The organism is Kitasatospora sp. NPDC048407 (assembly GCF_043200475.1).
Classification (GTDB): domain Bacteria; phylum Actinomycetota; class Actinomycetes; order Streptomycetales; family Streptomycetaceae; genus Kitasatospora.
In genome coordinates this window covers 45,788-72,607 of the sequence record NZ_JBICXW010000021.1, presented here as the reverse complement: position 1 = coordinate 72,607, position 26,820 = coordinate 45,788, and the positions used below count along the sequence as shown (strand labels likewise).

At 72.7% G+C, this 26,820-nt stretch carries 26 protein-coding genes; 11 read left to right on the top strand and 15 right to left on the bottom strand.

The window, feature by feature from the left end; all coding sequences use genetic code 11:
* Positions 1–38 precede the first annotated feature (38 nt).
* From mscL to ACGFWJ_RS29650, 8 genes are all read right to left on the bottom strand, one after another.
* Positions 39–491, bottom strand: a complete 453-nt coding sequence (mscL, locus tag ACGFWJ_RS29685) for a large conductance mechanosensitive channel protein MscL (RefSeq protein ID WP_387648548.1) — start codon at positions 489–491, stop codon at positions 39–41.
* 172 nt (positions 492–663) lie between these two features.
* A complete protein-coding gene (locus ACGFWJ_RS29680) occupies positions 664–1,866 on the bottom strand; it encodes a DegT/DnrJ/EryC1/StrS family aminotransferase (RefSeq protein ID WP_392955049.1) in 1,203 nt (400 codons plus the stop codon).
* Entirely contained in the window at positions 1,863–3,377 is a 1,515-nt protein-coding gene (locus ACGFWJ_RS29675) for a hypothetical protein (protein WP_392955047.1), read from the bottom strand. The genes ACGFWJ_RS29680 and ACGFWJ_RS29675 overlap by 4 nt, the downstream gene beginning before the upstream one ends.
* Positions 3,377–4,411 carry a GNAT family N-acetyltransferase gene (locus ACGFWJ_RS29670; protein WP_392955045.1) on the bottom strand — a complete coding sequence of 345 codons (1,035 nt, stop codon included), beginning with the start codon at positions 4,409–4,411 and terminating at the stop codon, positions 3,377–3,379. Before ACGFWJ_RS29670 ends, ACGFWJ_RS29675 begins: the two co-directional genes overlap by 1 nt.
* Before the next feature lie 22 nt (positions 4,412–4,433).
* Positions 4,434–5,519: a glycosyltransferase gene (locus tag ACGFWJ_RS29665; protein WP_392955043.1), complete on the bottom strand. Its 1,086-nt coding sequence runs from the start codon at positions 5,517–5,519 to the stop codon at positions 4,434–4,436.
* Complete coding sequence (locus ACGFWJ_RS29660; RefSeq protein ID WP_392955041.1) at positions 5,516–7,399, bottom strand: AAA family ATPase; 1,884 nt, start codon at positions 7,397–7,399, stop codon at positions 5,516–5,518. Before ACGFWJ_RS29660 ends, ACGFWJ_RS29665 begins: the two co-directional genes overlap by 4 nt.
* Positions 7,400–7,658: 259 nt before the next feature.
* A complete protein-coding gene (locus tag ACGFWJ_RS29655; protein ID WP_387648532.1) occupies positions 7,659–8,792 on the bottom strand; it encodes a glycosyltransferase family 4 protein in 1,134 nt (377 codons plus the stop codon).
* A gap of 81 nt (positions 8,793–8,873) precedes the next feature.
* Positions 8,874–9,086, bottom strand: a complete 213-nt coding sequence (locus ACGFWJ_RS29650; RefSeq protein WP_392955039.1) for a hypothetical protein — start codon at positions 9,084–9,086, stop codon at positions 8,874–8,876.
* A gap of 40 nt (positions 9,087–9,126) precedes the next feature.
* On the opposite strand from ACGFWJ_RS29650, the gene ACGFWJ_RS29645 reads away from it, so the two are divergent.
* Positions 9,127–9,600: a DIP1984 family protein gene (locus ACGFWJ_RS29645; protein WP_387648526.1), complete on the top strand. Its 474-nt coding sequence runs from the start codon at positions 9,127–9,129 to the stop codon at positions 9,598–9,600.
* A 651-nt stretch (positions 9,601–10,251) separates the two neighbouring features.
* Here ACGFWJ_RS29645 and ACGFWJ_RS29640 read toward each other — a convergent pair.
* Together ACGFWJ_RS29640 and ACGFWJ_RS29635 are read right to left on the bottom strand one after the other, a co-directional pair.
* The gene (locus tag ACGFWJ_RS29640) at positions 10,252–10,758 is read right to left on the bottom strand and encodes a hypothetical protein (RefSeq protein WP_387867491.1); all 507 of its coding nucleotides are present in this window, start codon (positions 10,756–10,758) and stop codon (positions 10,252–10,254) included.
* Between the two features lie 18 nt (positions 10,759–10,776).
* Positions 10,777–12,150, bottom strand: coding sequence for a hypothetical protein (locus ACGFWJ_RS29635; RefSeq protein ID WP_392955036.1), 1,374 nt, complete (start codon positions 12,148–12,150; stop codon positions 10,777–10,779).
* A 763-nt stretch (positions 12,151–12,913) separates the two neighbouring features.
* Here ACGFWJ_RS29635 and ACGFWJ_RS29630 point away from each other — a divergent pair.
* From ACGFWJ_RS29630 to ACGFWJ_RS29620, 3 genes are all read left to right on the top strand, one after another.
* Positions 12,914–13,987: a glycosyltransferase gene (locus tag ACGFWJ_RS29630; protein ID WP_392955034.1), complete on the top strand. Its 1,074-nt coding sequence runs from the start codon at positions 12,914–12,916 to the stop codon at positions 13,985–13,987.
* Positions 13,988–14,054: 67 nt separating this feature from the next.
* The gene (locus ACGFWJ_RS29625) at positions 14,055–14,948 is read left to right on the top strand and encodes a DUF1963 domain-containing protein (protein WP_392955032.1); all 894 of its coding nucleotides are present in this window, start codon (positions 14,055–14,057) and stop codon (positions 14,946–14,948) included.
* Between the two features lie 165 nt (positions 14,949–15,113).
* The gene (locus ACGFWJ_RS29620) at positions 15,114–15,299 is read left to right on the top strand and encodes a hypothetical protein (protein ID WP_392955030.1); all 186 of its coding nucleotides are present in this window, start codon (positions 15,114–15,116) and stop codon (positions 15,297–15,299) included.
* Positions 15,300–15,304: 5 nt separating this feature from the next.
* On the opposite strand, the gene ACGFWJ_RS29615 is transcribed toward ACGFWJ_RS29620, so the two are convergent.
* A complete protein-coding gene (locus ACGFWJ_RS29615; RefSeq protein ID WP_392955028.1) occupies positions 15,305–15,646 on the bottom strand; it encodes a hypothetical protein in 342 nt (113 codons plus the stop codon).
* An 89-nt stretch (positions 15,647–15,735) separates the two neighbouring features.
* Here ACGFWJ_RS29615 and ACGFWJ_RS29610 point away from each other — a divergent pair, with 89 nt between their 5' ends.
* The 6 genes from ACGFWJ_RS29610 (at position 15,736) to ACGFWJ_RS29585 (ending at position 21,738) form a co-directional block, all read left to right on the top strand.
* A complete protein-coding gene (locus ACGFWJ_RS29610) occupies positions 15,736–16,257 on the top strand; it encodes an SPFH domain-containing protein (protein ID WP_392955026.1) in 522 nt (173 codons plus the stop codon).
* Between the two features lie 146 nt (positions 16,258–16,403).
* Positions 16,404–17,102, top strand: a complete 699-nt coding sequence (locus ACGFWJ_RS29605; RefSeq protein ID WP_387648515.1) for a hypothetical protein — start codon at positions 16,404–16,406, stop codon at positions 17,100–17,102.
* A 223-nt stretch (positions 17,103–17,325) separates the two neighbouring features.
* On the top strand, positions 17,326–18,144 hold the full coding sequence (locus ACGFWJ_RS29600) for a thiol:disulfide interchange protein DsbA/DsbL (RefSeq protein ID WP_392955024.1): 819 nt from the start codon (positions 17,326–17,328) through the stop codon (positions 18,142–18,144).
* Positions 18,145–18,450: 306 nt separating this feature from the next.
* On the top strand, positions 18,451–19,350 hold the full coding sequence (locus ACGFWJ_RS29595; protein ID WP_387648510.1) for an ABC transporter permease: 900 nt from the start codon (positions 18,451–18,453) through the stop codon (positions 19,348–19,350).
* Positions 19,340–20,536, top strand: coding sequence for a polysaccharide ABC transporter ATP-binding protein (locus ACGFWJ_RS29590; protein WP_387648507.1), 1,197 nt, complete (start codon positions 19,340–19,342; stop codon positions 20,534–20,536). The genes ACGFWJ_RS29595 and ACGFWJ_RS29590 overlap by 11 nt, the downstream gene beginning before the upstream one ends.
* A gap of 2 nt (positions 20,537–20,538) precedes the next feature.
* Entirely contained in the window at positions 20,539–21,738 is a 1,200-nt protein-coding gene (locus ACGFWJ_RS29585; protein WP_392955021.1) for a glycosyltransferase family 4 protein, read from the top strand.
* Here the strand turns inward: ACGFWJ_RS29585 and ACGFWJ_RS29580 are convergent.
* The 3 genes from ACGFWJ_RS29580 to ACGFWJ_RS29570 form a co-directional block, all read right to left on the bottom strand.
* On the bottom strand, positions 21,728–22,477 hold the full coding sequence (locus tag ACGFWJ_RS29580; protein WP_392955019.1) for an SAM-dependent methyltransferase: 750 nt from the start codon (positions 22,475–22,477) through the stop codon (positions 21,728–21,730). The genes ACGFWJ_RS29585 and ACGFWJ_RS29580 overlap by 11 nt on opposite strands.
* On the bottom strand, positions 22,477–23,652 hold the full coding sequence (locus ACGFWJ_RS29575; RefSeq protein ID WP_392955017.1) for a glycosyltransferase: 1,176 nt from the start codon (positions 23,650–23,652) through the stop codon (positions 22,477–22,479). Before ACGFWJ_RS29575 ends, ACGFWJ_RS29580 begins: the two co-directional genes overlap by 1 nt.
* Positions 23,653–23,879: 227 nt before the next feature.
* The gene (locus tag ACGFWJ_RS29570; protein ID WP_392955015.1) at positions 23,880–24,638 is read right to left on the bottom strand and encodes a glutamate racemase; all 759 of its coding nucleotides are present in this window, start codon (positions 24,636–24,638) and stop codon (positions 23,880–23,882) included.
* 154 nt (positions 24,639–24,792) lie between these two features.
* Between ACGFWJ_RS29570 and ACGFWJ_RS29565 the strand changes: the two genes are divergently transcribed.
* Positions 24,793–25,275 (top strand): SRPBCC family protein, encoded by a 483-nt coding sequence (locus ACGFWJ_RS29565; protein WP_392955013.1) that lies wholly within the window; start codon positions 24,793–24,795, stop codon positions 25,273–25,275.
* Between the two features lie 132 nt (positions 25,276–25,407).
* On the opposite strand, the gene ACGFWJ_RS29560 is transcribed toward ACGFWJ_RS29565, so the two are convergent.
* The gene (locus tag ACGFWJ_RS29560; RefSeq protein WP_392955011.1) at positions 25,408–26,433 is read right to left on the bottom strand and encodes a polysaccharide deacetylase family protein; all 1,026 of its coding nucleotides are present in this window, start codon (positions 26,431–26,433) and stop codon (positions 25,408–25,410) included.
* Between the last annotated feature and the right edge of the window lie 387 nt (positions 26,434–26,820).

Sequence of the window (26,820 nt, the reverse complement as noted above, 5' to 3'; positions counted from 1 at the left end):
GGCCGGGTGGTGCGGGGGTGTGCGGGGGCGTGCGTGGCTCAGCGGGCGACCTTCGCGGCGGTGGCCTGGACGGGGAAGCCCGGGCGGCCGGTCAGTTCGCTGGTGCAGTGCGCGCAGCGGGTGGCGGCGGCGGGGACGGTGCTGAGGCACTCGGGGCAGTCGGCCTTGGCCACCGGGGCGTCCTTGACCGGGTTGAACCGGTTCTGGAGCTTGGCGACGGGCAGCACGACGGCGAAGTAGATGACGGCGGCGACCAGCACGAAGCTGATCATCGCCTGGAGGAAGGCGCCGTACGGGAAGGTGACGTCGGCGACGGTGAACGCCTCCTTGCTGAAGTCGCCGACCGCGCCGGAGGCGACACCGACCAGCGGGGTCAGGAAGGCTGCGACGAAACCGGTGACGACGGCGGTGAACGCGGCGCCGATGACGATGCCGACCGCGAGGTCGACCACGTTGCCGCGCAGCAGGAAGCTGCGGAATCCCTTGAACATGCCCGCCATCCTGGCGGGCCAACCTCCGGGCGGTCCAACCGAGTTCACCTGATCCGACGAATCCGCCGAACCGGCTTGCGAGACCCGCTCAGGGGTTGCACGGCGATGCGCGGACGCCGCACGGCGATGCGCCGACGCCGCACGGCGTAGCTCAGACGCCGCACGGCGTAGCTCAGACGTCGCCCAGTGCCGCCCGGACCTCCGGTGCGAAGGACCGCACCCGCACCACCGCGTCGGCGACCCGGCGGACGGTGGCGGCGTTCATGTGCGACCACAGCGGGACGGTCAGCACCGAGTCGGCGAGCCGGTCGGTGCGCGGCAGTTCCTCCGCCTGGCCGAGGTGGGCGTAGGCACGCTGCCGGTGGACGGGCGGGTGGAAGTAGCGGCGGGTGTCGATGCCCTCGGCCTTCAGCGCGGCGGCCAGCTCACGGCTGTTCAAACCGAACGCACCGGCGTCGAGGATCAGCGTGAGGTCCTTGAAGGTGGAGGTGTCGCCGTCCTCCGGCAGGGCGAGCCGCAGACCGGGCAGGCCGGCGGTGGCGCGGGCGAACTCGGCGACCAGCGTGCCGCGGTGGGCGACCCGGGCGGACAGGCCGGCCAGCCAGGTCAGGCCGACGGCGGCGTGCAGTTCGCTCATCCGGGCGTTCAGGCCGGGGAACAGGGTGTCGTAGTCGCCGGGGTTGCCGTAGTCGCGGGCGGTGCGCAGGGTGGCGGCGAGTGCCGCGTCGCGGGTGGCGACCAGGCCGCCCTCGCCGGCCACCGCGACCTTGGTCGGGCTCATCGAGAACACCTCGGCCAGGCCGAAGTTGCCGACCGGCACGCCGCGCCGGGCCGAGCCGAGGCCGTGCGCGGCGTCGTACACCAGCGGGACGCCGGCCGTGTCGGCGATCCGTTGCAGCTCCTCGGTCTGGCAGGGCGTCCCGTACACGTGGGTGGCCATCATCGCGGCGGGCGCGTCGGCGGCCTTCAGCCGGGCCTCGGCGTCCGCCGGGTCGAGGGTGATGTCCTGCTCGCGGGCCTCGGCGAACAGCGGGGTGCCGCCCGCCCAGTGCGCGGCGTGCGCGGTGGCGGAGAAGGTGAAGCCGGGCATCAGTACCGGGCGGTGGCCGCCGACCCCGGCGGCCTGCAGGACGAGCATCAGGCCGGCCGTGCAGTTCGACACCGCCACGACGTGCGGCACGCCCAGCAACTCGGCTGCCTGCTCCTCCAGTTGGCGGACGGTGGGCCCGTTGGTGAGCATCCCCGAGTCGAGCACCTCGGCGAGCTTGCCGAGCAGCCGTTCGCGGTCGGGCACCCGGACGCGGGTCAGCGGCAGGCCGTCGGGGAAGGCCGGGGCGCCGTCGAGGACGGCGGGGCGCAGTTGGTCGGTGGTCATGTGGTCGATCCCCCCTGGGTTCGGTACGGGTCCGGTGCGCCGACGGCGACCGGAGGTTCGGGCCCCGGGCCGCCGCCCCACTGGCCGGGCTGCACCCGCCACACCGGCGGGCGCCGCCTGCGCGCCACCCGGCCGGAGCCGGCCGGCCGGGGGATCGCCAGCAGCACCAGGACCAGCGGCAGCACCTGCACCCGCTCGCGGGACAGGATGCCCATGTTGTTGATGGTGGAGAACGCCCAGCAGAACAGCAGGGTGTACACCACCGCGAAGGCGACGTACGAGCGCTGGACGAACAGCTTCGGGATCCGGGCGAGTTGCGGCCAGGCCCGGACGAACATCACCAGCAGCGCGAAGCACTCCACCGACTGGATCAGGTTCTGGATGTTCGACGCCTCGAACGGGAAAGGCCGGAACAGCACGCTGATCACCGACATCGGCAGCCGCGCCGGGTTCAGGCTGAACGCGGGCGCCGGGTCCTCCGCCGTCGCGGCGTTGATCACCGAGGAGCCCTGCGAGGTGCGCCGCGAGGTCTCCGACAGCACCTGGTTGACGGCGTCCCCGCCGGTGCCGCTGGTGCCGAAGAACGTCGACACCTGTTGCAGCATCAGCATCACGCCGACGCCCAGCACCGCCACCGTCAGCACCGTGCGCAGCGGCCCCAGCGCGGACACCTGCTGCGGCCGCTTGCGCAGCACGTACGCGACGGTGAGCCCGGCGCCCGCCAGCACCGTGACGTGCGGGCGGACCATCGCGGTGCCCAGCGAGCCCACCGCTATGCACACGAACGCGCCGAAGCGGCGGTCCAGCAGCCGGGCCACGCCGTACGTGGTCAGGCCCAGGCAGAACATCATCCAGGCGTCCTTGCCGATGCTGGACGGCCAGAACAGCAGCGAGGGCAGGAAGAACACCAGCTTCGCGTAGCGCCGCGAATCGGCCTCCGGGAAGGCGATCTGCAACGCCCGCCAGAAGAACAGCAGCCCCCAGAAACCCAGCCAGGAGAACACCAGGAACCCGCCGACCAGGGTCGGGCCGGTGATCGCGTAGACCACCCCGGTGACGATGATGACGAAGCCGGTGCCCGCGACCTTCATGCCCAGGTCGTAGTGCAGCCCGCCGAGCAGGTCGGTGGTGGTCAGGTACTGGGCGAGGTCCGAGCCCTTCTGGTCGTACATCTTGGCGTCCGCCGCGCCGCCGTACAGCACGAACGCCATCAGGTAGCGCGGGAACGCGCAGGCCAGCTTGGCTCCCATCGCGATGATCAGCAGCTTGAAGACGCCGCGTTCGGGATTGTTCGCCGCGATCCGGGCCAGGATCGGGGTGCCGATCGCCATCAGCGCCGGCGCGACCAGCAGCGCCCCCCAGGTGTCGTACGTGGTGTGCACCATCGCCAGCACGAACACCGTCACGTAGCCCATCACCAGCGCCCAGGCGAGCGCCGTGAGCCGACCGCGCCGCACCGCCTCGCGCAACCGGAGGAGCGGCCGGGGAGGGCCGACGGGGGCCGTCGCCATCAGAAGACCTCCAGGTCGCCGAGGCTGAACCGCCAGTCGGCGAGGGTGCGTTCGGCGGGCAGCGGCCCGGTCGGGGTGCGGGCGGCCAGCACCATGCCGGTGCGCGGCGCCGTCAGGCAGCCCGCCCGCAGGCCCGCCTCCGCCGCCTCGGTGCCCGGCGCCAGGTGGGTCGCCGCGTGGTCGCAGCCGGACGCGGCGGCGGCGCGCAGCAGCCCGGCGGCCGCCGCCCGGTCGCCGGGGCGGACGATCAGCTCGGCGAGGGTGAACTCGGCCAGCGGGCCGCGCCGCCGGGGCCGGCCGAACGCCAGCCCGACCAGCTCGCCGCCGCGCTCCACCGTCACCACCCGGTAGTCCAGGCCCGGCGCGGCCCCGTACCGCCAGGCCAGGTACCGGGCGGTGCGCGCCGTGCGCAGCCGCGGCTCGGCGGCGTCCGCCAGCTCCCGCTCCGCCAGCAGCTCCGGCAGCCGCGGGTCCGGGAACGCGAACCAGTCGGCGGCGGTGGGCAGTTCGCAGTGCGGCGGCCCCGACGGGCCCGGGCGGCGGGCCAGCGCCGCCCGCGCGCCCCGGGCGAACGACAGCGGCCGGGCCACCCGCAGCGCCACCGGCACCCGGCCCAGCTCCCGCCAGCCCATCCGCAGGTAGCCCGGCAGACTGTTGGCGTTCGGCGTGTTGAACACCAACTCGGCCTCACCGGCGACCTGTTCGAGCAGCTCCATGGTCAGCCGGCGGAAGATCCCGCGCTTCTGGAAGTCCGGATGGGTCGCGGTGTCCACCGGCCGCACCGCCGCCACCTCGCGGCCCCGCGCACCCAGCCACGACCAGCGCAGGAACAGCCGCACGCCCACGATCCGCCCGTCCGGTGCGACGGCCACCAGCCCCGGACTCGACCCGAACGGGTTCGCCCGGTGCTTCCAGTCGAAGAACTCGGCGCTGCGCCGCCCCGTCGGGCCGCCCGCCAGCGAAGCCGTCAGCAGCTCCAGGACCATCGGCACATCCGCCGACTCCAGCCCGCGGTACGTCAGTTCACCGCTCACGTCGTGCTCGTCCCCTCCGGACTCAGCGGGCCAGCACCCGTGCGTAGACCCGCTCGATCGCCCGCTGCGCGCCCGCCACGTCGAAGGACTTCGACCGCTCCCGGGCGGCTGCGCCCATTCGCGCCCGCAGCTCCGGATCGGCCGCCAACTCGGCCAACGAGGCGGCCAGTTCGGCCGGGTCGCCGGGCGGCACCAGGCGGCCCTCGACGCCGTCGTCCAGCACCTCCGGCATGCCGCCGACCCTGGTCACCACCGACGGCAGGCCGCTGGTCATCGCCTCCATCAGCGCCACCGGCAGGCCCTCCTGGCGCGAGCTCAGGCAGAACACGTCCAAGCCCGGCAGCAGCGCCGGCACGTCCCCCCGGGAGCCCGCGAACAGCACGCCCTCGTCCGCCCGTTCGCGCAGCTGCGCCTCCAGCGGGCCCGAACCGACCAGCACCAGCCGGGAGTTCGGGTGCTCGCCGCGCAGCAGGGCGAACGCGGCCAGCAGTGTGGCCTGGTCCTTCTTCGCCGTCAGGTTGCCGACCGTGCCGATCACCAACGCGTCCTCGGGCAGGCCGAGTTCGGCCCGGACCGCGCGGCGGGCGGCCGGGCCCGACGGGGCGTCGCCGAGGTCCGGGCCGTGGTGCACCACCGTCAGCCAGTCGCCCGGGCGTCGGCGCTCGATGCCCGCCGCCACCGCGTGCGAGACGGCGATCACCGCGTCGTTGCGTCCGTACGTGAGCGCGTTCGCCCAGCGGGTCGGCAGCCGGTAGCGCTCCCACAGGTTGTGCTCGGTGTGGACGAGCTTCCGACGGCCCGGCAGCAGCCGGGCCGCGACCGCCGGCACCGGCATGTGGGTGTGCACCAGGTCGTACCGGCGCTCCGCGAGCAGCGCCCGCAGCCGCAGCGGCCAGCGCCGGGCCGGCGCCGCGCCCAGGCAGTGCACCGGGACGCCGGCCGCCGCCAGCGCGGGCACCAGCGCGTCCTTGTGCGGCAGCACGTACGCCACCTCGATCGCGTAGCGCGAACGGTCCGCGTGGCGCGCGCAGTTGACCAGCAGCTGCTCCGCGCCGCCCCGGCCCAGGCCCTTGGCCAGCCAGAGCACCCGGGCCGGCCGCCCCGTCACCGCTCCTCGCCCAGGCGCAGCTGCAGGGTGGTCTCCGCCGGCTCCTCCGGGGGCAGTTCGGCCGGCCGGCGGCCCCAACTCGTCGCGCCGTCCCGGCGGTCCGGGCCCTCGCCGTACACCGGCGCGCCCGGACGCGGGTCGGCGGGCCGCTGGTGCTCGCCCGCGCGGCGCTGCGGCTCCACCCGGGGCGGCGGCTCGGCGCGGCGCTGCTGCTCGGGGACGGGCGGGGCGGTCTTCGCTGCGGCTTTGCCAGTGGCCTTCCCAGTGGCCTTCCCAGTGGCCTTCCCGGCGGTCTTTTCGGCGGGTGCGCGGCCCGGTCGCGGGGTGCGCTTGCGCCGTCCCGTGGTGCCCTCGGCGCCCAGCAGTGCCACGCCCGCCACCGGCACGCCGGTGCGGGCAAGCAGTTCGGAGACCCGGTCCGCCTCCTCCGGGCGGACGTTGCCCGCCATCACCGTCACCAGCACCGTGTCCGCGTGCTGCACCAGGTCGTAGGCGTCGTTGGCGTGCAGCAGCGGCGAGGAGTCGATCAGCACCACGTCCGCGTGCCGGCGGGCCAGCTCCAGCACCTCCCCGGCGCGCAGCACCAGCGCCGCCGGGTACGCGGTGGTGTTGCCACCGGTGATCAGCGCCACGCCCGACACGTTGGTGCGGCGGATCAGGTCCACCAGGTTCGGCAGCTGCTCGCCCGACAGCAGCTCGGCCATGCCGGGGCCCTCGTCCACCCCGAACTGGCCGCGCAGGCCCGGCTGGCGGAAGTCGCAGTCCAGCACCAGGACTTGGCGTCCGGTCTCGGCGAGCGTCGCCGCCAGGTTGGCCACCGTGGTGGTCCGCCCGTCCCCGGAGCGCCCCGACATCACCAGCACCACCGGCGCCGGGCCGGTGGCCCGCCGGGCCCGCCGGTCGTCCGGGTCCAGACCGCCCTGGCCGAGCTGCACCGAGAGCGCGCGCGGGCCGGTCAGCAGCAGGGTGGAGCGCAGCGAGCGGTACGCCTCGGTCGCCGGATCCTCCGGGCGGGCCGTCACCAGCGGCTCGCGCAGCCGGCGCAGGCGCCGCGACAGCCGGGGGATCTCGCCGATCACCGGCAGGTTGAACGCCTCCTCGACGCCGTCGCGGGTGCGCAGCCGGGTGTCCATCCGGGACAGCATCAGCGCCGCCACCACGCCGAGCGCCAGGCCCAGCACCACCGCCAGCACGAGGCGGACGCTGCGGGTCGGCGAGGTCAGCAGGTTGCCGCCGAGCTCCTTCGCGTCGATCGACCCCCACTGCTGGATCGCGTCGGTCTGGCTGTAGTTCTGCAGGTCGGCGATCGCGCCCAGGGTCTTGGTCAGCGCCGCCGTCGCGGTGGACAGCTGCGGCTGAAGCTTGGCCTGATCGGTCGCATTCGCACGGCTGAACTGCTTCTGCAGATCGTCGAGTTGCTGCTGCTGGGCATCGGCCTGGGCGCGCAGCCGCTTGATCGACTCGTCGGCGCTCTTCTTCGACTCCTGGCCGTAGCCGGTGATGGTGGCCTCCGACAGCGCCGCCGCCAGGTCCGCGCAGGACTGCTGGGTCGGGCCGGTGGTGGTGAACACCAGCATCTGGGTGGACGCGGCCGCCACCGTACGGCGCGCCGACAGGCCCGCGACGTCCGTGATGTGCAGCTTCTGCGCCGCCGCCGTGGTCACCGCCGAGCCCTGCGCGTACGACAGCACCTGGTCGGCCCGGACGGTGTCCGCCGCGCCCGCGACGGGAGTTATCGCCACCTTGCACTGCCACTTGCCGTTGTCCACCGTGTCACCGGTCGGCGTCAGCACGAATCCCACGATCAGCGCGGCGACCGTACAGCCGGCCAGCAGCCGCCAGTACCGCCGCAGAACGGTGAACAGATTTGCCGGTTCCACCGGTTGGTTCCCCTCGCCTCGTCCCGACGCCCGCGCCCCCGCCCGACGGGCGGTCCATGCGGCTGCGGCCGCGCACAGTTGGACGGTCCCCCCAGACCACATCCCCTGGCGAACGATGCTTCCCGGCCCGGACCTGCGGCGCAAGCACTTTGGCGATTCCGGTGCCAAGCTGTGGACGTATTCCGGACGCCCGCAGGCGAGGTGACGAATAGTCAGATCCGGTGAAGGGTTGGTGAGGGAGCGAACCGTCCGCCCCGCGTCAGGTCAGTGCGCGTTCGTAGAACTCGACCATCCGGGCGGAGACCTGCTGGAGCGTGAACCTGGTCAGGAAACGCGCCCGGGCCGCCTTCGCCCGCACCAGCGCCTCGCCGCGCCCGTCCAGCGTCCGCAGCAGCGCGGCCGCCAGCTCGCCGGGCCGCTGCGGGGGCACCAGCAGCGCGTAGTCCTCCGAGCCGACCGTCTCGCGCAGCGCCGGGACGTCCGCGCACACCAGCGGCACCCCGACGCCCATCGCCTCCATCGCCGCGCTGCCCAGCCCTTCCCAGCGCGAGGGCACCGCGCACGCGTCCGCCGCCGCCATCAGGTCGAACACGTCGTCCCGCGGCCCCAGGAACCGCACCCCCGACGTCCGGGCGGCCAGCTCCTCCAGCCGGGCCGTCTCGGCGCCCCGGCTGCCGGCCAGCAGCAGCACCGCGTCCGCGCGTGCCGCGCGCACCGCGGGCCAGGCGGAGAGCAGTACGTCCAGGCCCTTCTGGTACTGCTGCCGGGCCGCCGCCAGCACCACCGGCACCTCCTCGTCCAGCCCCAACTCCGCCCGCACCGCCGCCCGCCGCTGCGGCGTCACCGAGCCGAGCAGCAGCGGGTCGCGGCCGCGCGGCACCACGTCGATCCGGCGGCGCGGCACCAGCAGGCGGGCCGCCATCGCGTCCGCGACGTGATCGGTCAGCGCGTGGAAGCGGCGCACGCCCTGCGCGGTCAGCGCGTCCACGCCCTGCGCGGCCCGCACCTTCCACGGGCTCAGACCGCGGGCCCGCAGATGCTCCGGCCCGTACGCCGAGTTCACCAGGCTGGAGACCACCGGCACCCGCGCCGCGAGCGCCGCCGGGCGGCCCAGCACGTCCGACTCGTACAGCGTGGTGTGCACCAGGTCCGGCCGGCGGCGGCGGAACTCGGCGCGCAGCGCGGCCAGTCGGGCCGGACGCGAGCCGCGCAGCACCGGCACCGGTTCGGCGCCCGCCGCCCGCAGCTCGGCCTGGAACCCGCCCGGCGACTCCTTCAGGAACGCCACCTGCAACTCCACGCCCGCCCGCACCAGCAACGGGGCCATCGCCGCCAGGCCCTGCTCGGCGCCACCCACCCGGCTCACACTGTCGATCACGTACACCACGCGCACCGCAGCAACCCCCTCGCCAAGGCCACCCCCTGACCGCCGCTCAGCATCCCAGCCCAGCCGGGCCCGCGTCCGCGAAACCGGTCAGCTGGCCGCCGGCGGGGCGGTGGTGAGCATGCCGGTCAGGGCGAGGTCGAGCAGGCGGCCGGCCTGTTCCGGGGTGTCGTGCTCGCGCCTCCACGCGGCGGCGTTCCGGTGGACGAGTTCCTCGCCGGCAACCTTCCGGCGCTGCGCGAGCTCGCCGACGGCCGGTCTGTGTGAGCCCCCCGCGAGCTGCGCCGTCGTGCTGGTGTGCATACTTACCGGACGATCATTCGTACGTAGAGGTGATGGTGCGGTGAAACTGGCTGAAGCGCTCGCACAGCGCGCGGCTGCGGTGCGGCAGGTGGAGCAGTTGCGGGCCCGAGTCGTCGGCAGCGCCCGCTACCAGGAGGGCGAGGAGCCGGCCGAGAACGCCGCCGAGATCCTGGCCCAGGCCGCAGAGGTGCTGGACGAACTGGAGCTGCTGATCCGCCGGATCAACCGCACCAACGCCACCGTGATCGTCGAAGGCGGCGGCACCCTCACCGACGCCCTCGCCCGCCGCGACGTCCTGCGCCTGCGCCACTCGGTCCTCACCTCCGCCGCCGACGCCGCCTCCGGCCGCGACCAGCGCGGAGCCGTCCGGCAGCTGCGGTCCGAACTCCGGATCCTGTCCGCCCTCCCGGTCGCCGAACTCCGCGCCCAGGCAGACCTGCTGGCCAAGGAGATCCGCGAGGTGGACACCTTGATCCAGCGCACCAACTGGGAGATCGACCTGATCGAGGACTGACCTCCCCACAGACCGGGTGTGGGAAGCAGGTAGTCGTGGAGGCGTGCACACACCGCGGCCGGCGGTTCATCCGGCCCTGGCGCGCGAAGAGCAGCGCAGGGGTTCGATTCCTCACCAACACCGCAGCTCAGCAACGCGCACAAGTGACAGAGCACACCGAACAGCTCACCACCACCGTGCAGATCCACGACGAGGGCGGGAACGGGGCGCCCCACACCCAGAGCGAGGGCCGTGCCACTTGGTGCGGCCCTCGCTCCTTCTTGCGAACGTGACGGTGGACCAACCGGCGGTGCGGGAAAGCGCAGTTGGCCGATCGAGCCCTGCCGCTCCGAAAAGGTCTCAGTACGGTTGAGCCGCGCGTTCTGCACATGAGCGCCGATCCGCGCGCCCGTGGCGCCCAGCGTCTCGGCTGTGACCTGCATGCTGAACTGGTGTGTCACGGCCAGGCGTCCGAGCTGGTCGCGCTGCACCCGCACCGGAGGCCGAGTTCGCCGACCCCGTGGCGATGCCACCCGGTCATCCCACGTGCCTCACGGCCCGCAGCTGTTCGAGCATGTTTGCCGGCGCCGGTACCGCCGTGGTGCCTGCCGTGAGAGGCCTCAGCCATTGACGCTGTGGCCAACACCCGCTGCGGTGGGCCCTGTTGCAGTACTAAAGCGGATTGGATGACGCTTCCGCGTGGACGGTCGTCCAGTTCGGGAACTGCTTGTTCAGGACAGACCGGGCCTTGTCGAGGTCACCGTCGACACCGACCGCGATTGTGCCATCAGAGGTGATCCGAGTCGAGGTGATGGTGAAGCCGTCACCAGTGGTGCGATTCACCCAGTACCGGGTGACGAGTTGCTGCGGAGTGTGCTTTCCTCCCTCGTCGGGCTGATACGTGTGAACATCGGTCAACCCCGGGAAGCGCTGCTCGAGCGCCGCGTAGGCCTTCGCCGTGTCGCCGCAGACGTCTACCCGATAGTGACGGCCGGCCGGGGTGGCGGTGTTGGAGATGCCGCAGAGCGTGAATCCGTCTCCGGTCACAGACATGATTTGTCCCTCGGCGTCTGCGGCGGGCGGAGGAGAGATGGGAGAGCCCCCGTGAGTGGTGCCGCATGCAGCCAGGCCCATGGCGAGTAGCGTCACGGCGGCAGTACGAATGACGGACTGATTCACGGGGGACTCCTCGATGCATCAGGTGTACAAGGTGAAGCCGAGCGTGTTCACAATGGCAGACATGCCGATGAACTGCACGCCTTCGTAGCAGGTGGTTTCCATGGCGATGCCGACACCCCATGTCGGACACACGACGTATTGTCCCCAGGATCCGCTGATCAGACCGCGGGCCTGCATGTCATTTCCATAGGTGCCGTCAGGGCTGGTGACAACCGGGCCGCCGCTGTCTCCTTGTGCGGCAGCGTGGTCGCCGGTGTTGGTGCGCATCGCCTGAACCACATTGTGCCGAGTGATTCCACCAATGTTGGAATCAACTCCGGCGTACCTGACCTGGATATTGCACTTGACGCCGGACATGGCGCCCGATGTGCAGACATAGTCGCCATCATGGTTGAGGCCCCAGCTCGCGACGTGCTTGTGGTATCCGTTGGGATCGTTCCACGCGCCGTCGTAGAACTGGTTTCCAGCGGAGCCGTTGAGTGTGATGAAGGTTGTGTCGAAACCGAGGTCGGAGGACTGTGCCCACCCCTCGATGTTGCCGGTCCCGGTAGTGAAGGTTCCGGAGGTTCCACAGTGTGAAGCGGTGAGAACGACGTCGCTGCCACCATGCGATCCGGCGAACCCGGATGTACAGAACTGATGGCCAGGCGTGTTGAGTTCGGCGCCTGCCCAGAAGGCGGACGAGTCGTCGTGGCGGCTGTACGTGTCAGTACCCTCCGGTCCTTCGGCAGCCTGGACCGGGACGCCTGCCAGGGCCTGGGCGCGGGTGGCGAACTCTTGGGCCGACACGGTGGTCACGCGTTGAGCCGGCACCTCGGAGGGCGAGGGGTTCGCCAGGGTTTGGGATGTGGGGCTGTTGTAGCTGATGTACAGACCGGTGCCGTTCGACAAGACGGCTATGGAGTTCCATGCTGCGACGGGCTCAGTTGTTGCGTCCTTGCCCTTGACCGCTCCCTCCAGCCTTCGGCGGGCATCTTCCAATTCTTTCGCCGAGTAGGAGGATTGGGTGACGGAGACCTTGAGCCCCTGGGCGGCGGCGTCCTTCTGTGCATCCTTGACGCTCTGCGGCACCGCCCCCTTCCAGTACAAGGCGAGCTCCCCGTCCTTGGCCTTCACCACGGCTCCGGCATATCCGCCGGTGTGCTCCGCCTCGGTCCCGGACTTGCCGGTGATTCGGTCCGCGAGGGCATCCAACTGGTACTGGCGATGGAGGGTTGCCTTGTCCACCGTGACGATGGTGGAAGAACTGGGGGAGCCAGGGGTGAGCCCTTGATCGTTTTTATCGTTCGGCGGTGTCGACGCTCCGGCGAGTGGGGCGGTGACGAGCGAGGTGGTCGTGACCACGGCAGCGGTGATGAGGACCGTGGCGGCAGTGCTGATCTTGCGTAACAAGTAATGGCTCCTGTCGGGCGAGGTTGGTGGGCTGTTCGATGCCGACTTTGCCAGCCGGACGCATCTCATTGGGCCCAATTTGCGGAGATCAATGAGGAAGATTCCGGTTCTTCATTCCCCTTGGTGCTGAATATGTATGGCTGGAGGGTGATTTGAGCCTTTTGTGCACCGTCAATTCTGGTGTGGCGGGCCTGGGCGGGAGATGGCGGTGATGGCGGAGTTTCACTGCGGTGCTCGCTGCGATTGCCTTCGCGGCCAGCTGTTCGGCGTGCCTTGGTGGACGGTCGACCTCCGCGTCACCGTGTGGATCCGGACCCACACGCGGGCCAAGCTCTACCGCCGGGTCCTGGACGAGCTTGGTGCAAGCGCCGCCGCCAACTGGTCGCGGGTCGAGGTCTCCTCGGCGAGTGTGCGCGCCATTGAGCCGTGGTGCGTGGGGGCGCGGCTGAGGTCCCGCGGACATCTGCCGCCGGGGCTTGGGTGGACTGTGACCGCGCCAGCGGGCCTTTCCGCGCGTAGTGCTCGACTGCGGGGAGTGCGTGTCGAACGGGCGCTGCGTCAGCTCAAGTTCCCAGCGCGAGTCGCCCCAGTTGATATCAATGACGTCACCCGTAGAGGTGCCCCGCGGCCCGATATGTGACCTCCTCGCCGCCGCCAGGAGGTAGGACCCGTGCGATCAAGGTTTGGGTCAACCAGTGCACAGGAGGGCGCAGTTGGGTGAACTCGGCCCGCCGGCGCGAGGCGTCTCGGTAGGGTCGGGCGCATGGCCGAGCCGCGCGTTCTGCACGTGATCACCGATCCGCGCGCCCGGGGCGCGCAGTGTCTCGCCCGCGATCTGCATGCCGAACTGGTGCGTCGTGGCCAGGCGTCCGAGTTGGTCGCGCTGCACCCGCACCCGGACGCCGATTCGGCCGACCCCGTCGCCGTGTTGGGGCCGTCCCGCCACCACCCGGCTACCTTGCGTGCGCTGCGGCGGGCCGCCCGCCGGGCCGACGTGGTGGTGGCGCACGGGTCGTCCACGCTCCAGGCGTGTGCGCTCGGACTGCTCGCCGCCCGCACCCCGTTCGTCTACGTCAACATCGGCGACCCCCGGCACTGGACGTCAACTCCCGCCCGCCGTCTGCGAGTCGGCGCGTTCCTGCACCGGGCCGCCGCCGTTGCCGCGATCTCCCCGCAGGGCGTGGAGCTGTTGCGCACCCGCTTCCGGCTGCCCGCCCGTCGACTGCACGTACTGCCCAACGCCCGTCCCGCCGAACGCTTTTCGCCCCCGGCCGGCCCCGCCGAGAAGGCTGCCGCCCGCGAGGCTCTCGGGCTGCCCGCCGGCGGCCCGCTGATCGCCTGGGTCGGCGCCCTCAGCCCGGAGAAGCGCCCGGACCTCGCCCTCGCCGCCCACGCCCAACTCCCCGAGGACGTCCACCTCGCGCTCGCCGGCGAAGGCCCGCTCCGCGAACGCCTCACCGCCGAAGCCGGCCCCCGTACCCACCTGCTCGGCTCGCTCGCCGACCCCGCCCCGCTCTACCGGGCCGCCGACCTGCTGCTGCTCACCAGCGACTCCGAGGGCGTCCCGGGCGTCCTGATCGAAGCCGCCCTCGCCGCCCTTCCGGCCGTTGCCACCGACGTCGGCTGGGTCTCCGACATCGTCCGCGACGGCCGGACCGGCCTGCTCACACCCCCGGACGACCCGTCCGCCACCGCCGAAGCCCTCCGTACCCTCCTCGCCACCGACCGCACCCCGTACGGCCAGGCCGCCCGCGAACACGCCCTCACCCACTTCGACCTCACCGCCGTCGCCACCCGCTGGCAGCACCTCCTGCGCCAAGTCGCCGACGGTGCCTGACGATCGGGTGTCTCCGGCCGCGGCTACGCTGCCGACCGGCAGGATTCCGATGGAGGGAGTACGTTCGATGGTCCGCACCAGCCCGTCCCGTCCGCTCGACGTCGAGGCGCTGTTCCCCGAGGTGGCGGCGCTGCGGCGGGACGCTGTGCGGCTGCATCCCAGGCGCGGGGAGCCCGGGCCGGGGGAGAGTTCGCTGGGCGGCCCGGTGCGGTGGCCGCGTGCCGAGTCGTGGCCGCACTGCACGGATGAGCACCCGCGTACGGCGTACGCGCCGCCGCGCGGTGCGGGGCCCGTTCCGCTGGTGCCGGTGGTGCAACTGCTCGCCGCCGACGTGCCCGAACTGCCGTTCCCGGACGGCACGGACGTGCTCCAGGTGCTGTGGTGCCCGTTCGACCACGAGGAGGGCTACGCGCCGCGGCCACAGGTGTACTGGTGGGACGGCTCACGCGCCGACCTCGAACCCGCCGACCCGCCCCGGCCCGACGGCGCTCCCCACAGCTACCTGCCCGACCCGTGCGTGCTGCACCCCGAACGCATCACCGAGTACCCCTCCTGGGACCTGCCGGAACACCTCCACGACGCACTGGAGGAGCGGTTCGAGCAGGTCGAGGAGGAGACGGGCTGGTCGTACGAGTACCACCTGTCGGTGCCTGACGGGACCAAGGCCGGCGGCTACCCCACCTGGAGCCAGGACCCGGACTGGCCGCACTGCCCCAGCTGCGAGCGCCGGATGGACCACCTGCTGTCCGTCGGCAGCGCCGAGTTCGACGGCGAGAGCTGGCGCACCTGGCTCGCGGTCGAGGACACCCCGGCCGCCGGAACCGTCTGGGAACTGCCCTACGACGAACGGCGGTTGATCCAGAGCGCCGCCGATCTGATGCTCGGCGACATGGGCAGCCTGCACCTGTTCGCCTGCCCGCACTGCCCCGACCGCCCGTACGCCCACCGGGCCAGCGCGTAGGCCCGCCCGGCACCTGCCTACGCGTTGGCCCCGCTGCGGTGGGACGCCTCGGATTCGGCTGGCGCGGACTCCCCGCCCGGTATCCGCTGCGCCAAGTCGCCCACGGCCGATGGCGGTTGAAGGAGGCCGTCCCGTAGTGGGCGCGGAGCGAGGACGGGGGGACCAATGGCTTGGCTGATTCTTCCGGGGCTCGTGGTGGTGTTCCTGGTGCTGCCGGTGGCGCGGGGGAGCGTGCGGCGGGTGCGCGCGGCCGAGCGTGGCCTGATGTTCCGGCGCGGCCGGTTGCAGGAGCGCGTCGTGCCACCGGGGTTCGTGCTGATGGTGCCGTGGGTGGATAGCAGGCGGGGATGAAGGGCCTAGCGTTCGCCGAACTCCTCGGCGAGGATCTCCACTTCCTCGCTCGGCCCGGTGATGGTCAGCCACTGCAGCGCGCAGCGGTTGTTGTGGTGATGCAGGAGGTGGCGGGCTTCGGGCGGCCATGGGCCGTACTGGGGCAGTTCCCGGACGAGGACCTCGTCCACCAAGCCGCCGTCCGGGTCGCCCAGGTCGGCTCTCGCGTGCACGATGCCCATCAGACGCAAGGTCGCACGGGCGCTCTCGGAGCGCAGTTCGATGACAGCCTCGCTGGGTCGCAGGTCGGTCCGAATGGCGACCGACGTCAACCAGTGGACATGGCCGCGCAGTTCCTCAAGGCTCACGGTCGAACTTTATCGACCGCTACCGACCCCTGACGATCGACGGCCCGCCGCCCATACTGGGCAGAGGCCGAGGGCGGGGGAGGGATCCGATGGCGGGGCTGATCGTCGCGGGGCTGGTGGTGCTGCTGCTGGCGCGGCTGAGTGTGAAGCGGGTGGGGGCGAACGAGCGCGGGGTGGTGTTCCGGCTCGGCAAGGTGCGTGAGCGGACGTTGCGGCCGGGGCTGACTCTGCTGGTGCCGTTCGCCGACCAGTTGCAGCGCGTCGATGTGTCCGACACCTGCGTGGCGGTGCCGTTCCAGGGGCGGACCAAGGACGGCCAACGGGCGTGCGTCGAGGCGGCGTTGACCTTCCGGGTGGCGGATCCGGTGGCGGCGATCGTCGAGGTGCGGAACTACGGCGTGGCGATCTGCCACCTCGCGCTGGTGGTGCTGCGCACCGAGGCCGAGCAGCGTACCTTCGACGAACTGTCCACCGCGCGCGAGGAACTGCGGCTCGCTCTGCTGCGTGAGGTCAGGCCCGCCGCGGCCGGCTGGGGCGTGGAGCTGGACCGCGTCGAGGTAAAAAGTGTCACGCATGCGAAGCCTTCTGCACCCGAACCGACCTTGCCCTGAGCGGAGTTCACCCCTGCCGGAAAGCGCCGCTGTGTAACAGCGGTGTAAGCGGACGGAAACCGGAGGAACCGTCCGACAACCGGACGCGTGGTGACGCTTGCCCGCCCACCGGCGGACCGCGCACCACGCCCCCACAGGAGCCTCCGATGAACCTCCACAAGCCCGCCGCGCTCGCTCTGTTGGCCTGCTCCGTGCTCGCCCTGACGGCCTGTGACCCGGACACCACCGCCAACCCGGCGCCCGCCACCAGCTCCGCCGCGAGCAACCCGGCCGGCCAGCCGTCCGCCACCGCCTCGGGCTCCACCGAAGGCTCCGGCGGCAAGTCCTCCGCCCCGGGCGCCAAGCCCGCCGCCGACATCCGCATCTGCGGCAACTCCGAGAAGGAGAGCGACGTCAAGGCGGAGCTGACCCTCGACCGGAGCGCCGACCCGCGGATCACCGGCGTCATCAAGCTCACCAACACCACCGGCACGGAGTGCGTCGTCTACGGCAAGCCCGACCTGCGCACCGACCACACCGCGCAGTTCCAGAAGCTCGCCAGCGGCGTCCTCGGCTCCGGCACCTTCGCCACCGACAAGGCCAACGGCACCGTGCTGCACCCCAACGTGCCGATCTACCAGGCCGTCACCTGGCTCGCCTCGCCGCCCGTCGCCCCGAACGCGTCCTGCACCACCGGCTCGCTGCTGGTGCTGGTCCGCAACGAGGGCGTGCTCAGCCTTCCCATGCCGGTCAAGGACGCCCGGTACTGCCCGATGAAGGAGGAGGGCTCCGACCAGGTCCAGATCGGCGTCCCGCAGACCTCCGAGGCCGACGCCAAGGCCCAGCTGCGCGCCCTCGGCAAGTGACCCGGGGCCGCCGGTAGCCGGGTTCCGGTGGGCGGGTGTGCGGGGGCGCCGCCCGCCCGCCGGGAACCGGCCGGTCTCCCCGGCGCCCGTCTCCCCAGCGTCCGTCTCCCCAACGTTCGTCTCTCCGACGCCAGTTCGAGCGGTGCTGCTCCGTTCCGGCGAATTCGGCCGACCGGCGCCGGATCGCCTGGCCCGTGCCCGGGCGGGCTGCCACGCTGCCCTGGTGAAGCCGCTGTTGAGAACCACCGTCCTGATCGCCGTCGCCGGGGGCCTGGTCGCCGCCCCGGCCGCCGCCGCACACGCCGTGTCCGCCTATCCGGCCACACCGCACGGCCTGACCGGGAAGCAGCTGATGGCACCCGGTCAGTACCTCGCCGCCGCCCAGCAGCCAAGGCCGGCCAACCACCACGGGGCACCCCCGGCCGCCCGACCGGACGCTCCCGCGCAGCAGCAGGCCCCGGCCAGCGGGCCGCAAGCCGGTGGACCGCAAGCCGGCGGACCGCAGGCCAACGGGCCGAAGGCCGCCCGTACCCATGAGGCCGTCGAGTTCTTCTGGTACAACTGCTCGCACTCCGCCCGGTTGGAGTCCCCGCTCACCAACTGGGCCGCCAGGCACCAGTCGGACGTGAAGCTGCGCCGCGTCCCGGCGATCTGGGTGGGCAGCCCGGACGAGGCCGAACAGCGCACCCACGCACGGCTGTTCTACACCCTGGACCGGCTCGGCGAGGTGGACCGCCAGCAGGCCGCCGTGTTCCGCGCCGTCCGCGACGAGCACGCCGATCTGACCACCGAGCAGCGCGCCACTCAGTGGGCGGCCGCACACGGCATGGACGCCGCCAAGTTCCGTTCGGCCTATCACTCCCCCGAGGTGGACCGGGCCGTGGAGCAGGCGCCCAAGCTGTTCTCCGACTACCGGGTCAACGAACTGCCCACTGTGGTGGTCGACGGCAACGGCCGCACCTCGCCCACCCGGGCCGGCGGCGTGGAGAACGTGCCTGCCGCGCTCGACCAACTGGTCGCCGACGGGAACGCCGGCCACTGACCGACCGGAGCCCCGGCCACCGACCTACCGGAGCCCCGGCCACTGACCGACCGGAACGCCGGCCACTGATCGAGGCGAACTCCGCTGCCCAGCAGGGAAGTTCGGCCCGAAACCGTCGACAACCCGTCGACAACCCGTCGACAACCGGCCTGAGCTGGCGCAATCTTCACGGAACCCGCCCGCCGCCCCCACACTTTGTGCCATGGTGGTCGCCGGGCCGCCCGGACCGTCTCGTCCGCCCGGCTCCGACACAGTCGACACAGACACCGGGCGCGGCCGCACCGTGCTCGGAGAGGGCGGGAGTCCGTGGGGGGACAGCGCGCACAGGTCATCGACGACCGCGAGGGCGAACCGGCACCTCCCGGCGTCGCGATCCCGGCCGGGCCACCGCCCGAACTGGTCTTCAAACGGCGGCTGCGCCCCGTCCAGGTCGCCCACGAGCTGTGGGCGGCAAGGGAGTTGGTGCGCGCGCTGGCCGAACGCGACCTGCGGGCCCGGTACAAGCAGGCGGTGCTCGGCTTCGCCTGGGCGGTGCTCACCCCGCTCGCGCTGTGCGCCATCTTCACCCTGGTGTTCCACCGTGCCGTCAAGATCGAGACCGGCGCCGCCCCGTACACGCTGTTCGCCTATGTCGGCCTGATCGTCTGGCAGTTCTTCAGCAACACGATGAACCAGGGCGCGCTCAGCCTGGCCAACAACCTCAGCCTGCTGAACAAGGTGTACTGCCCGCGCGAGGTGTTCCCGCTCGCCACCATGCTGGTCGCCACGGTGGACATGGTGATCGGCGTCGGCGTGCTCGCGCTGATGTTCCTGGTGTTCTGGACCGCCCCCGCCGCGACCTTCCTGTGGGCGCTGCCGCTGCTGCTGATCCAGTTCGCGTTCACCTACGGCATCGCGCTGATCCTCTCGGTGGCCGTGGTGTACCTGCGCGACGTCCGCCACCTGCTGCCGATCATCACCCAGATGGGAGTGTTCGCCACCCCCGTCGCCTACCCGCTGGCCAAGATCCCGCACCGGCTGCAGGAGATCTACGTCGGCGTCAACCCGCTCGGCGCGGTCATCGAGGGCTACCGGAAGGCACTGCTGTACGGCGAGGCACCGGACGCCCGGATGACGCTGATCGCGGCGGTCAGTTCGCTGGTGTTCCTGGTCGGCGGGTACCTGTTCTTCAAGAAGCTGGAAACGGGGATCGCCGATGTCGCGTGACTACCCACTGGGCACCATCCGCACCGAACAGGTCTGGAAGCGCTTCCGCGCCGACCAGCAGCGGATGCTGCTGCGCGACCGGGTCGAACAGGCCGCCCGCCGGCTGCGCGGCGACCGCGGCGAGGACTGGCGCTGGGCGCTGCGCGACATCAACCTGCACATCGAACCCGGCGAGTCCGTCGGCCTGATCGGCTCCAACGGGTCAGGAAAGTCAACCCTGTTGAAGATGCTCACCCGGGTCATGTACCCGTACGCGGGCGTCATCGACGTGCGCGGCCGGATCGGCGCCCTGATCGAGATCCGGGCCGGCATCCACCCCGACCTGACGGGCCGGGAGAACATCTACCTGTTCGGCGCGCTGCTCGGCCTCAAGCGCCGCGAGGTCGCCGGACGCTTCGACGACATCGTCGAGTTCGCCCGGCTCGGCGGCGCCATCGACCGGCAGGTGAAGTTCTACTCGTCGGGCATGCAGATGCGCCTCGGCTTCGCGGTCGCCGCGTACTTGGAGCCGCACGTCCTGCTGGTCGACGAAGTCCTCGCCGTCGGCGACGCCGTCTTCCAGCAGCGCTGCCTGGACCGGATGCGCGAAGTCGCCGAACAGGGCACCACCATCGTCTTCGTCTCGCACGACCTCCCCGCCGTCCAGTCGATCTGCCGGCGCGGCGTCTGGCTGGAACAGGGCACCGTCCGGGTGGACGCCGGCATCAAGGACGCGCTGGCCGGCTACCGCGACTCCATCGAGGCCCAGTCCGAGGCCACCGCCCGGGTCGGCGAGCCGCTGCAACTGCTGAAGTACGAGGTGCGCGGCGAGGACGGCGAGGAGAACCTGCACACCGACGAGCCCGTCACCGTCGAACTCACCCTCGGCGGCGACTACCGCGGCGACGCCACCCTGCACCTCGGCGTCAGCGAGGGCACCTCCAGCCCGATCTTCCAGATCAGCCACGAGATCCGGCTGGCCGGCGGCGACCACCGGGTGGCCTGCGTCATCCCCCGGCTGCCGCTGCCGCGCGGCCGCTACACCCTGTGGACCGGCGTCTACTCGATCGGCAAGACCGACGGGGGCACCCTGATGAGCTGGCACTCCGCCGGCCAGTTCGACGTGTTCGGCCCGATGCTGGACACCCCGCCGCGCGCGGTCGTGCTCGCCGCGCCGGTCTTCGTACCGCACCAGTGGGAGGAGTGACCGTGCGTTCGGTCCGTGTCCTGGTCCACCTCAACAACCTGGCCCTCGGCGGAGCCCAGCTCAACGCCGTCGACATCGCCCGCACCCTGCGCGACCGCGGCCACCAACCCGTCCTGTTCGCCCAGGGAGTCGACGGCCCCGCGCCACTCGTCGAACTCGCGGCCGAACACGACCTCGACCTCGTCGTCGCCGGCGACCCCGACACCCCGCACGCGGTCATCCGCGCCCGCCTGAGCCGCCTCGCCGACGAACACGGCTCCCAACTCGTCCACGCCTGGGAGGTCCGGGCCGCCCGCAACGCCTACTTCGGCCCCGGCCGACAGGGCCGCCTGCCGATCGTCACCACCTTCTACGGCATCCGGATGCTCCGCGGCATGCCCCGCCACCAGCCCCTGGTCCTCGGCCTCGGTGCACTGATGGGCGACGCGCGGGCCTTCGGGCACCGCGACCTGCGACTCATCGAACCCCCCGTCAACACCGTCCTCGACGCCCCCGGATCCGTCCCCGGCTCCCCCTTCCGCGCCGAAGTCGGCGCCGGGGACGGCCAGTTGCTGCTGTGCATCGTCACCCGCCTGGTCTCCGGCCTGGAGAAGGACGCCGGCGTCCGCCGCACCATGGCCGCCGTCCGCCTGCTCGACGACCCGTCCCTCGTCCTCGCCGTCGTCGGCGGCGGCCCCAGCGAGGAGCCGCTGCGCGCCGAAGCCGCCCGCCTCAACACCGAACTCGGCCGCGAGGCCATCGTCTTCACCGGCCAGCGCTCCGACCCCCGCCCCGCCTACGAGGCCGCCGACCTCGTCCTCGGCATGGGCGGCTCCGCGCTGCGCGGCCTGGCCTTCGCCAAGCCCGTCATCGTCCACGGCGCGAACGGCTACACCGCCATCCACGAACCCGGCCCCCTGGTCGAACCCCACGCCTCCCGCTGCATGTACGGCCACGGCGACGGCCCCGCCGACTCCAAGGCCCTCGCCGCCCAGATCCGCGTCCTGGCCGACTCCCCGGATCGCCGCGCCGAGCTCGGCAGTTGGGGCCGCGACTGGGTGGTCGGCCGGTTCTCCCTCGACCACGTCTCCACCGCCTTCGAGGAGATCTACCGCGAACTCCTCCGCCAACCCCCCGGCCGCACCGCCTGGCTCCGCGACCTCGAGCAGATGACCCGCTACGAGTACGTGAAGCCGACGGCCCGGCGGCTGCTCACGCGCTAACGGCCGGCCGCAGCAGGAGGGTGACGAAGCCGAAGCCGTCGCGGTACTCGTTCAGCCACTGGTGGCGGTGGCGGGTGGCGGCGGCGAGGGCCTGGTCGCGGTCGGGGCCCGGGGGTTGGTCGAGGGCCCAGTCGGTGAGGGAGCCGGTCCAGGACCATTCGTAGGTGTCGAGCTCTTCGCGGGTGGAGGTGTGTCCGGCGATCGGCCACCAGCCGGCGGCGCGGAGGGTGGCGAGGACGCCGGACAGGTCGGTGAGGTCGTCGCCGAAGAACTCGCGTGCGTGGTCGGTAGGTCGGCCGTCCTCCCAGTAGCTCTCGCCGAGCAGCAGGGTGCCGCCCGGGGCGAGCAGCGGGCGGACGGCTTCGAGGGTCGGCAGCAGGCCGCCGAAGGCGTACGTCGCGCCGACCGAGAGGACGGCGTCGAAGGAATCGGCGGCCTCGAATTCCCGTACGTCGGCGTGGTGCAGGGCGAGGCGGCCTTCGACGCCCGCGCGTTCGGCGGCCCGCCGGCCGTCGTCGAGGGCGGCCGGGTCGGTGTCCACGCCGATGGCCTGCAAGTTGGGGTGCATGGTCAACGCCCGTACCAGCCAAGCGGCTTCGCCGCAGCCGAGGTCGAGGGCCGAGCTGTTCGGGCAGCGCCGCAGCTGGCGTTCCAGCAGGCGGTGCACCGACGCGTCCGACAGCGGGGCGGCCACGGGGTGGTCGCGGTGGGCGATGCGTCCGAGCTCCTGACGTTCCATCAGTCCATCCTGCCCTCGGCGCGCTGCGGGTGCGGGTACGTCCGGCCCTTCCAGGCCGCGCCGCGTCCGCGCCAGTGCTGGACGGCGGAGTCGACCGTCATCAGCAGGTACAGCAGCGCGGTGAAGGGGAGCAGCGGGGCCTCCGTCACCGGACGGCCGTAGTAGCGCAGCATCGGCGCGTACGTGCCCGCCATCACCGCCCACCCGGCGAACCCGGCGCCGGCCGTCCACTGGAAGCCCGCGAGCAGACCGGTCACGGCGGCGATCGGCGGCACCAGGTAGATCAGCGTCAGGCCGAGCACCGTGCCGAGCAACAGCAGTGGGGAGTAACGGAGTTGGGCGTACGCGCTGCGGGAGACCATCCGCCACAGCGGCGACAGCCCGGGGTAGGGGCGGACGGAGTCGACCCGGTCGGCGAGCCCCAGCCAGGTGCGGCCGCCGGTGCGCTTGACCGCGCGGGCGAGCGACACGTCGTCGATCACCGCGCCCCGGATCGCCGCCACCCCGCCCGCCCGTTCGAGCGCCCGGCGGCGCACCAGCGAACAGCCGCCGGCCGCGGCGGCGGTGCGGGAGGCGGGGCGGTTGGAGCGGCGGAACGGGTACAGCTGCGCGAAGAAGTACACGAACGCCGGGACGATCAGCCGCTCCCAGCCGGACGCCACCCGCAGGCGCGCCATCTGCGACACCAGGTCCAGGCCGTGTCCCTCGCCCGCCGCGACCAGTGCCCGCAGGGAGCCGGGCCGGTGCGCGATGTCGGCGTCGGTCAGCAGTAGCCACTCGGCGTGGCCCGCGTGCTCGACGCCGTGCCGCAACGCCCACAACTTGCCCGTCCAGCCCTCGGGGAGAGGCGGGGGAGTGGTCACCTCCAGCGCGAGCCCCGGACCGGCCGCCGCCAGCGCGAGCGCCAACTCGGCCGTGCCGTCGGTGCTGTGGTCATCCACCAGGACCACCCGGGCCCGGCCTGGGTACTGCTGCGCCAGCAGCGTCGGAAGGGAGAGCGGCAGCACGCCGGCCTCGTCGCGGGCCGGCACCACGGCCACCACGTCAGGCCACCGCGACGGCTCCGGACCCCCGGGCGGCAACCGCTGATCGGTCCGCCAGAACCCGCCGTGACACACCGCCAGCCACACCCACGCCGCCAGCGCCACCACCGACACCCACCACAGGACGGTCACCCCGGCAGTCTGCCCCACCAGCGGCGGGGCGACCCCGAGGCGCGACGGGCTGCGACGGGCTGCCGCGAGGCCGCGGGGCGCGGGCGGGTGGGCGCGGGCGGGTGGGGTGCCCCGGTGGAGTGCGGGGATCGGCAGGTGGCAGCCGGGCGGCGATCAGCGCGGGCGCCGTCGTGGTCGGCGGCAGGGCCGGCAGCGCGATCGGTCGGTGGTGCGCGACGCCCGGAAGGTCAGACGCGGGCGCCGATCAGGATCTCGCCCTGCGGGTAGTTGAGGGCGGCGGTCTGCAGCGCGGCCGGGCGGCCGGAGTGCAGGACGGTGAGGGTGCCGGCGCCCGGGGCACCGGGGGAGACGCGGCGCAGCGCCTGGGCGGCGACGGCGTCGGCGGAGCCGTGGAAGCGGGCGGGGACGGCCAGCGCGGAGGCGATGCGGTCGTCGACGAGCTCGTAGTGGGTGCAGCCGAGGACGACGTCGGTGGTCGAGGCGGGGGTGCGGGCCGCGGCGTAGGCGATCGCGGCGGCAATGGCGTCCTCGTCGGCGTGCTCGACGGCCTCGGCCAGGCCGGGGCAGGCCACCTCGTGGACCTCGGTGGCGTCGCCGCCGAATTCGGCGATCAGGCCGCGCTGGTAGGCGCTGCCGGTGGTGGCGGGGGTGGCCCAGATGGCGACCACGCCGCCCGCCGCGGTGGCCGGCTTGATCGCGGGGACGGTGCCGATCACCGGCAGTTCGGGCTCGAACTCGGCGCGCAGCCGGGCGAGCGCGTGCACGGTCGCGGTGTTGCAGGCGACCACCAGAGCGTCGGGCCGGTGGGCGACGGCGGCGCGGGCGCAGGCGAGGGCGTGCTCGGTGATGTCCTCGGGGGTGCGGGGGCCCCACGGCATGCCGTCGGGGTCGCAGGAGATGACCAGGTCCGCGTCGGGCCGCAGGCGGCGCAGCGCGGCGGTGGCGGCGAGCAGTCCGATTCCGGAGTCCACGAGGGCGATCTTCACGAGCAACGACTCTACTCCCTGACCGGCACGGACCCCGGCCCGGCCAGTGGGGGGCCACCTGCACCGCGCACGGGGGCCGAGGCCCGCCCGCCGCCCGCGTTTGCGGCAGGCCGGAACCCGTCTGCACGATGGCCCGGCAGAGGAGGAGTGCGCCATGAGCAGCGAATCCGAGACCGGTGCCATCCCGGCCTACGTGTACGCCACCTACATCCGGGCCGCCCCGGAGCAGGTGTGGAAAGCGCTTACCGACCCCGAGCTGACGGCCCGCTTCTGGGGCCACGCCAACGTCTCCGACTGGCAGGCCGGATCCACCTGGGAGCACCGCCGCACCGACGGCTCCGGTACGGCCGACGTCACGGGCCATGTGCTGGTGGCCGAGCCGCCGACCCGGCTGGTGCTCACCTTCGAGGACCGGCCGGACCTGTTCATCGACCAGGCCGCCACCGTCACCTTCCTGATCGAGCCGGGCCGGGACATCGTCCGGCTGACCGTCACCCACGAGAAGCTGCGCGACCGCACCGCGCTGCGGGCGATCTCGCACGGCTGGCCGGCCGTCCTGGCGAACCTGAAGTCGCTGCTGGAGACGGGAGAGCCCCTGCCGCAGGAGCCGTGGGAGATGGCCCCGAGCGGGAGCTGAACCCGGATCTGCTCCGTCCGGCTGACGCGTGGGGCGGCGCGGCCGGGTCGGGTTCTCGCCGGATACACCGTGCTTGCCGCGCTGCTGCCGCGCGACCGCGCGTGACGGCCCGGTCGGTACCGAGGCGAACCGTTACGCCTGGGCGCCCAGCAGGCGCTGAACCGCCGGCTCCAGGCCCGACAGGATGGTGTCGAAACGGCGGGTCGAGGTGGTGGAGTCCACCTGGAGACGGCTGATCCGCAGCGGGTGGGCCGGCAGCCGGGGGCCCAGGCGGTGGTCGGACAGGAAGCCCAGCCGGTAGCCGAGCTGGCGCAGCACCGCGTCCGCCCGCTCGTCGAACCCGCCGTCCGGGTACGCGAACGCGGACGGGGCCTCGCCCAGCCAGTGGGTCAGCGCCCGGTGCGCGCCCGCGATCTCCGCGTGCACCGTCGCCTCGTCGCAGCGCCGCAGCGACGGGTGCCCGAGGGTGTGGTTGCCCACCGTGACGTCCGCCTCGCGCAGCGCCCGCAGGTCCTCCGGGTGCAGCTGCTCCTGGGCCGGCGGGCGGCGGGACGCGGAGACCCGCAGCTCGGCCAGGCTGCGGCGGCGGTCCGGGTCGGGCAGCGCCTTGAGCAGCGCCAGCACCCGAGCCGGGTCCCCGCCGCGGGGCAGCAGCCGGGCCCGGCCGCCGTGCCGGGCCAGGAACGCCGCCTCGTGCCACCAGAACGGCTGCTCGGTGCCGACCACCTCGGCGATCACGAACGCGGCCGCCGGGATCCGGCGCGCCACCAGCTCCGGCAGGGCGTGCCGCAGCACGGTGCGGTCCGGGTCGTCGAAGGTCACCAGCACCGAGCGCGGCGGCAGCGGCCGGCACTCGGCCAGCGAACGCTCCACGTCCTGCACCGACACCGGGGTGGCCAGCCGTCGGAGCCGGTCGAGCTGGGCGCCGAACGACCGTGGATCGGTGATGCCGTGATAGGCGAGCACGGCCAGCCGCTGCGCGGCCCTGGCCCGGAACAACGGCTGGGCCGGGCTGAACCGCAGCCAGCTGCTCCGGTCCCGGGGCTGGTCCGGTGCGACGGCGGGCGCGGCGACGGCGGGTACGGCGGGTACGGCGGCAGGCTGGGGCGGGGCGCAGACGGCGGCGGCGGTGGTGGCGGTGGCGGTGGCGTACGGCACGGTTCCCCCCTCGGTCGCCGGCATGCGGCGTGGCGGTACCGTCGGCAGGCGGAGCCCGGCCTCCGACCCCGGGAACGGCGGCTCCGCTCCCGAGTGATCTAGCCCGCGGCGGGTACTCCCAATCCCGCTCGTCGGACGGCTCCTGGATCGCTCAATGTAGTGGAGACCACCGAAGTGGCGGGATGGTTGTACGGCGGACGGCGAGATTTCGCGGGCGCCCCGGAACGGCCGACCGGAACCGTCCGAACGACCGCGCGGAACCGTCCGAACGACCGCGCGGAACCGTCCGAACGGCAGCGCGGAACCGTCCGGACGGCGGACGGGGGAGTCGGCCGCTCGACCCTTGCGGGACCGGGCCGTGCCTCCTGGCCAGGGCCCAAAGGCCGT

What these genes read in the sequence shown, in the direction of transcription:
- ACGFWJ_RS29630 (WP_392955034.1), top strand. Translation starts at nt 12,914, where the DNA reads ATGGCCGAGCCGCGCGTTCTGCACGTGATCACCGATCCGCGCGCCCGG.
- ACGFWJ_RS29610 (WP_392955026.1), top strand. Translation starts at nt 15,736, where the DNA reads ATGGCGGGGCTGATCGTCGCGGGGCTGGTGGTGCTGCTGCTGGCGCGG.
- ACGFWJ_RS29590 (WP_387648507.1), top strand. Translation starts at nt 19,340, where the DNA reads ATGTCGCGTGACTACCCACTGGGCACCATCCGCACCGAACAGGTCTGG.
- ACGFWJ_RS29580 (WP_392955019.1), bottom strand. Translation starts at nt 22,477, where the DNA reads ATGGAACGTCAGGAGCTCGGACGCATCGCCCACCGCGACCACCCCGTG.
- ACGFWJ_RS29605 (WP_387648515.1), top strand. Translation starts at nt 16,404, where the DNA reads ATGAACCTCCACAAGCCCGCCGCGCTCGCTCTGTTGGCCTGCTCCGTG.
- ACGFWJ_RS29675 (WP_392955047.1), bottom strand. Translation starts at nt 3,377, where the DNA reads ATGGCGACGGCCCCCGTCGGCCCTCCCCGGCCGCTCCTCCGGTTGCGC.
- ACGFWJ_RS29625 (WP_392955032.1), top strand. Translation starts at nt 14,055, where the DNA reads ATGGTCCGCACCAGCCCGTCCCGTCCGCTCGACGTCGAGGCGCTGTTC.
- mscL (WP_387648548.1), bottom strand. Translation starts at nt 491, where the DNA reads ATGTTCAAGGGATTCCGCAGCTTCCTGCTGCGCGGCAACGTGGTCGAC.
- ACGFWJ_RS29565 (WP_392955013.1), top strand. Translation starts at nt 24,793, where the DNA reads ATGAGCAGCGAATCCGAGACCGGTGCCATCCCGGCCTACGTGTACGCC.
- ACGFWJ_RS29680 (WP_392955049.1), bottom strand. Translation starts at nt 1,866, where the DNA reads ATGACCACCGACCAACTGCGCCCCGCCGTCCTCGACGGCGCCCCGGCC.
- ACGFWJ_RS29650 (WP_392955039.1), bottom strand. Translation starts at nt 9,086, where the DNA reads ATGCACACCAGCACGACGGCGCAGCTCGCGGGGGGCTCACACAGACCG.
- ACGFWJ_RS29620 (WP_392955030.1), top strand. Translation starts at nt 15,114, where the DNA reads ATGGCTTGGCTGATTCTTCCGGGGCTCGTGGTGGTGTTCCTGGTGCTG.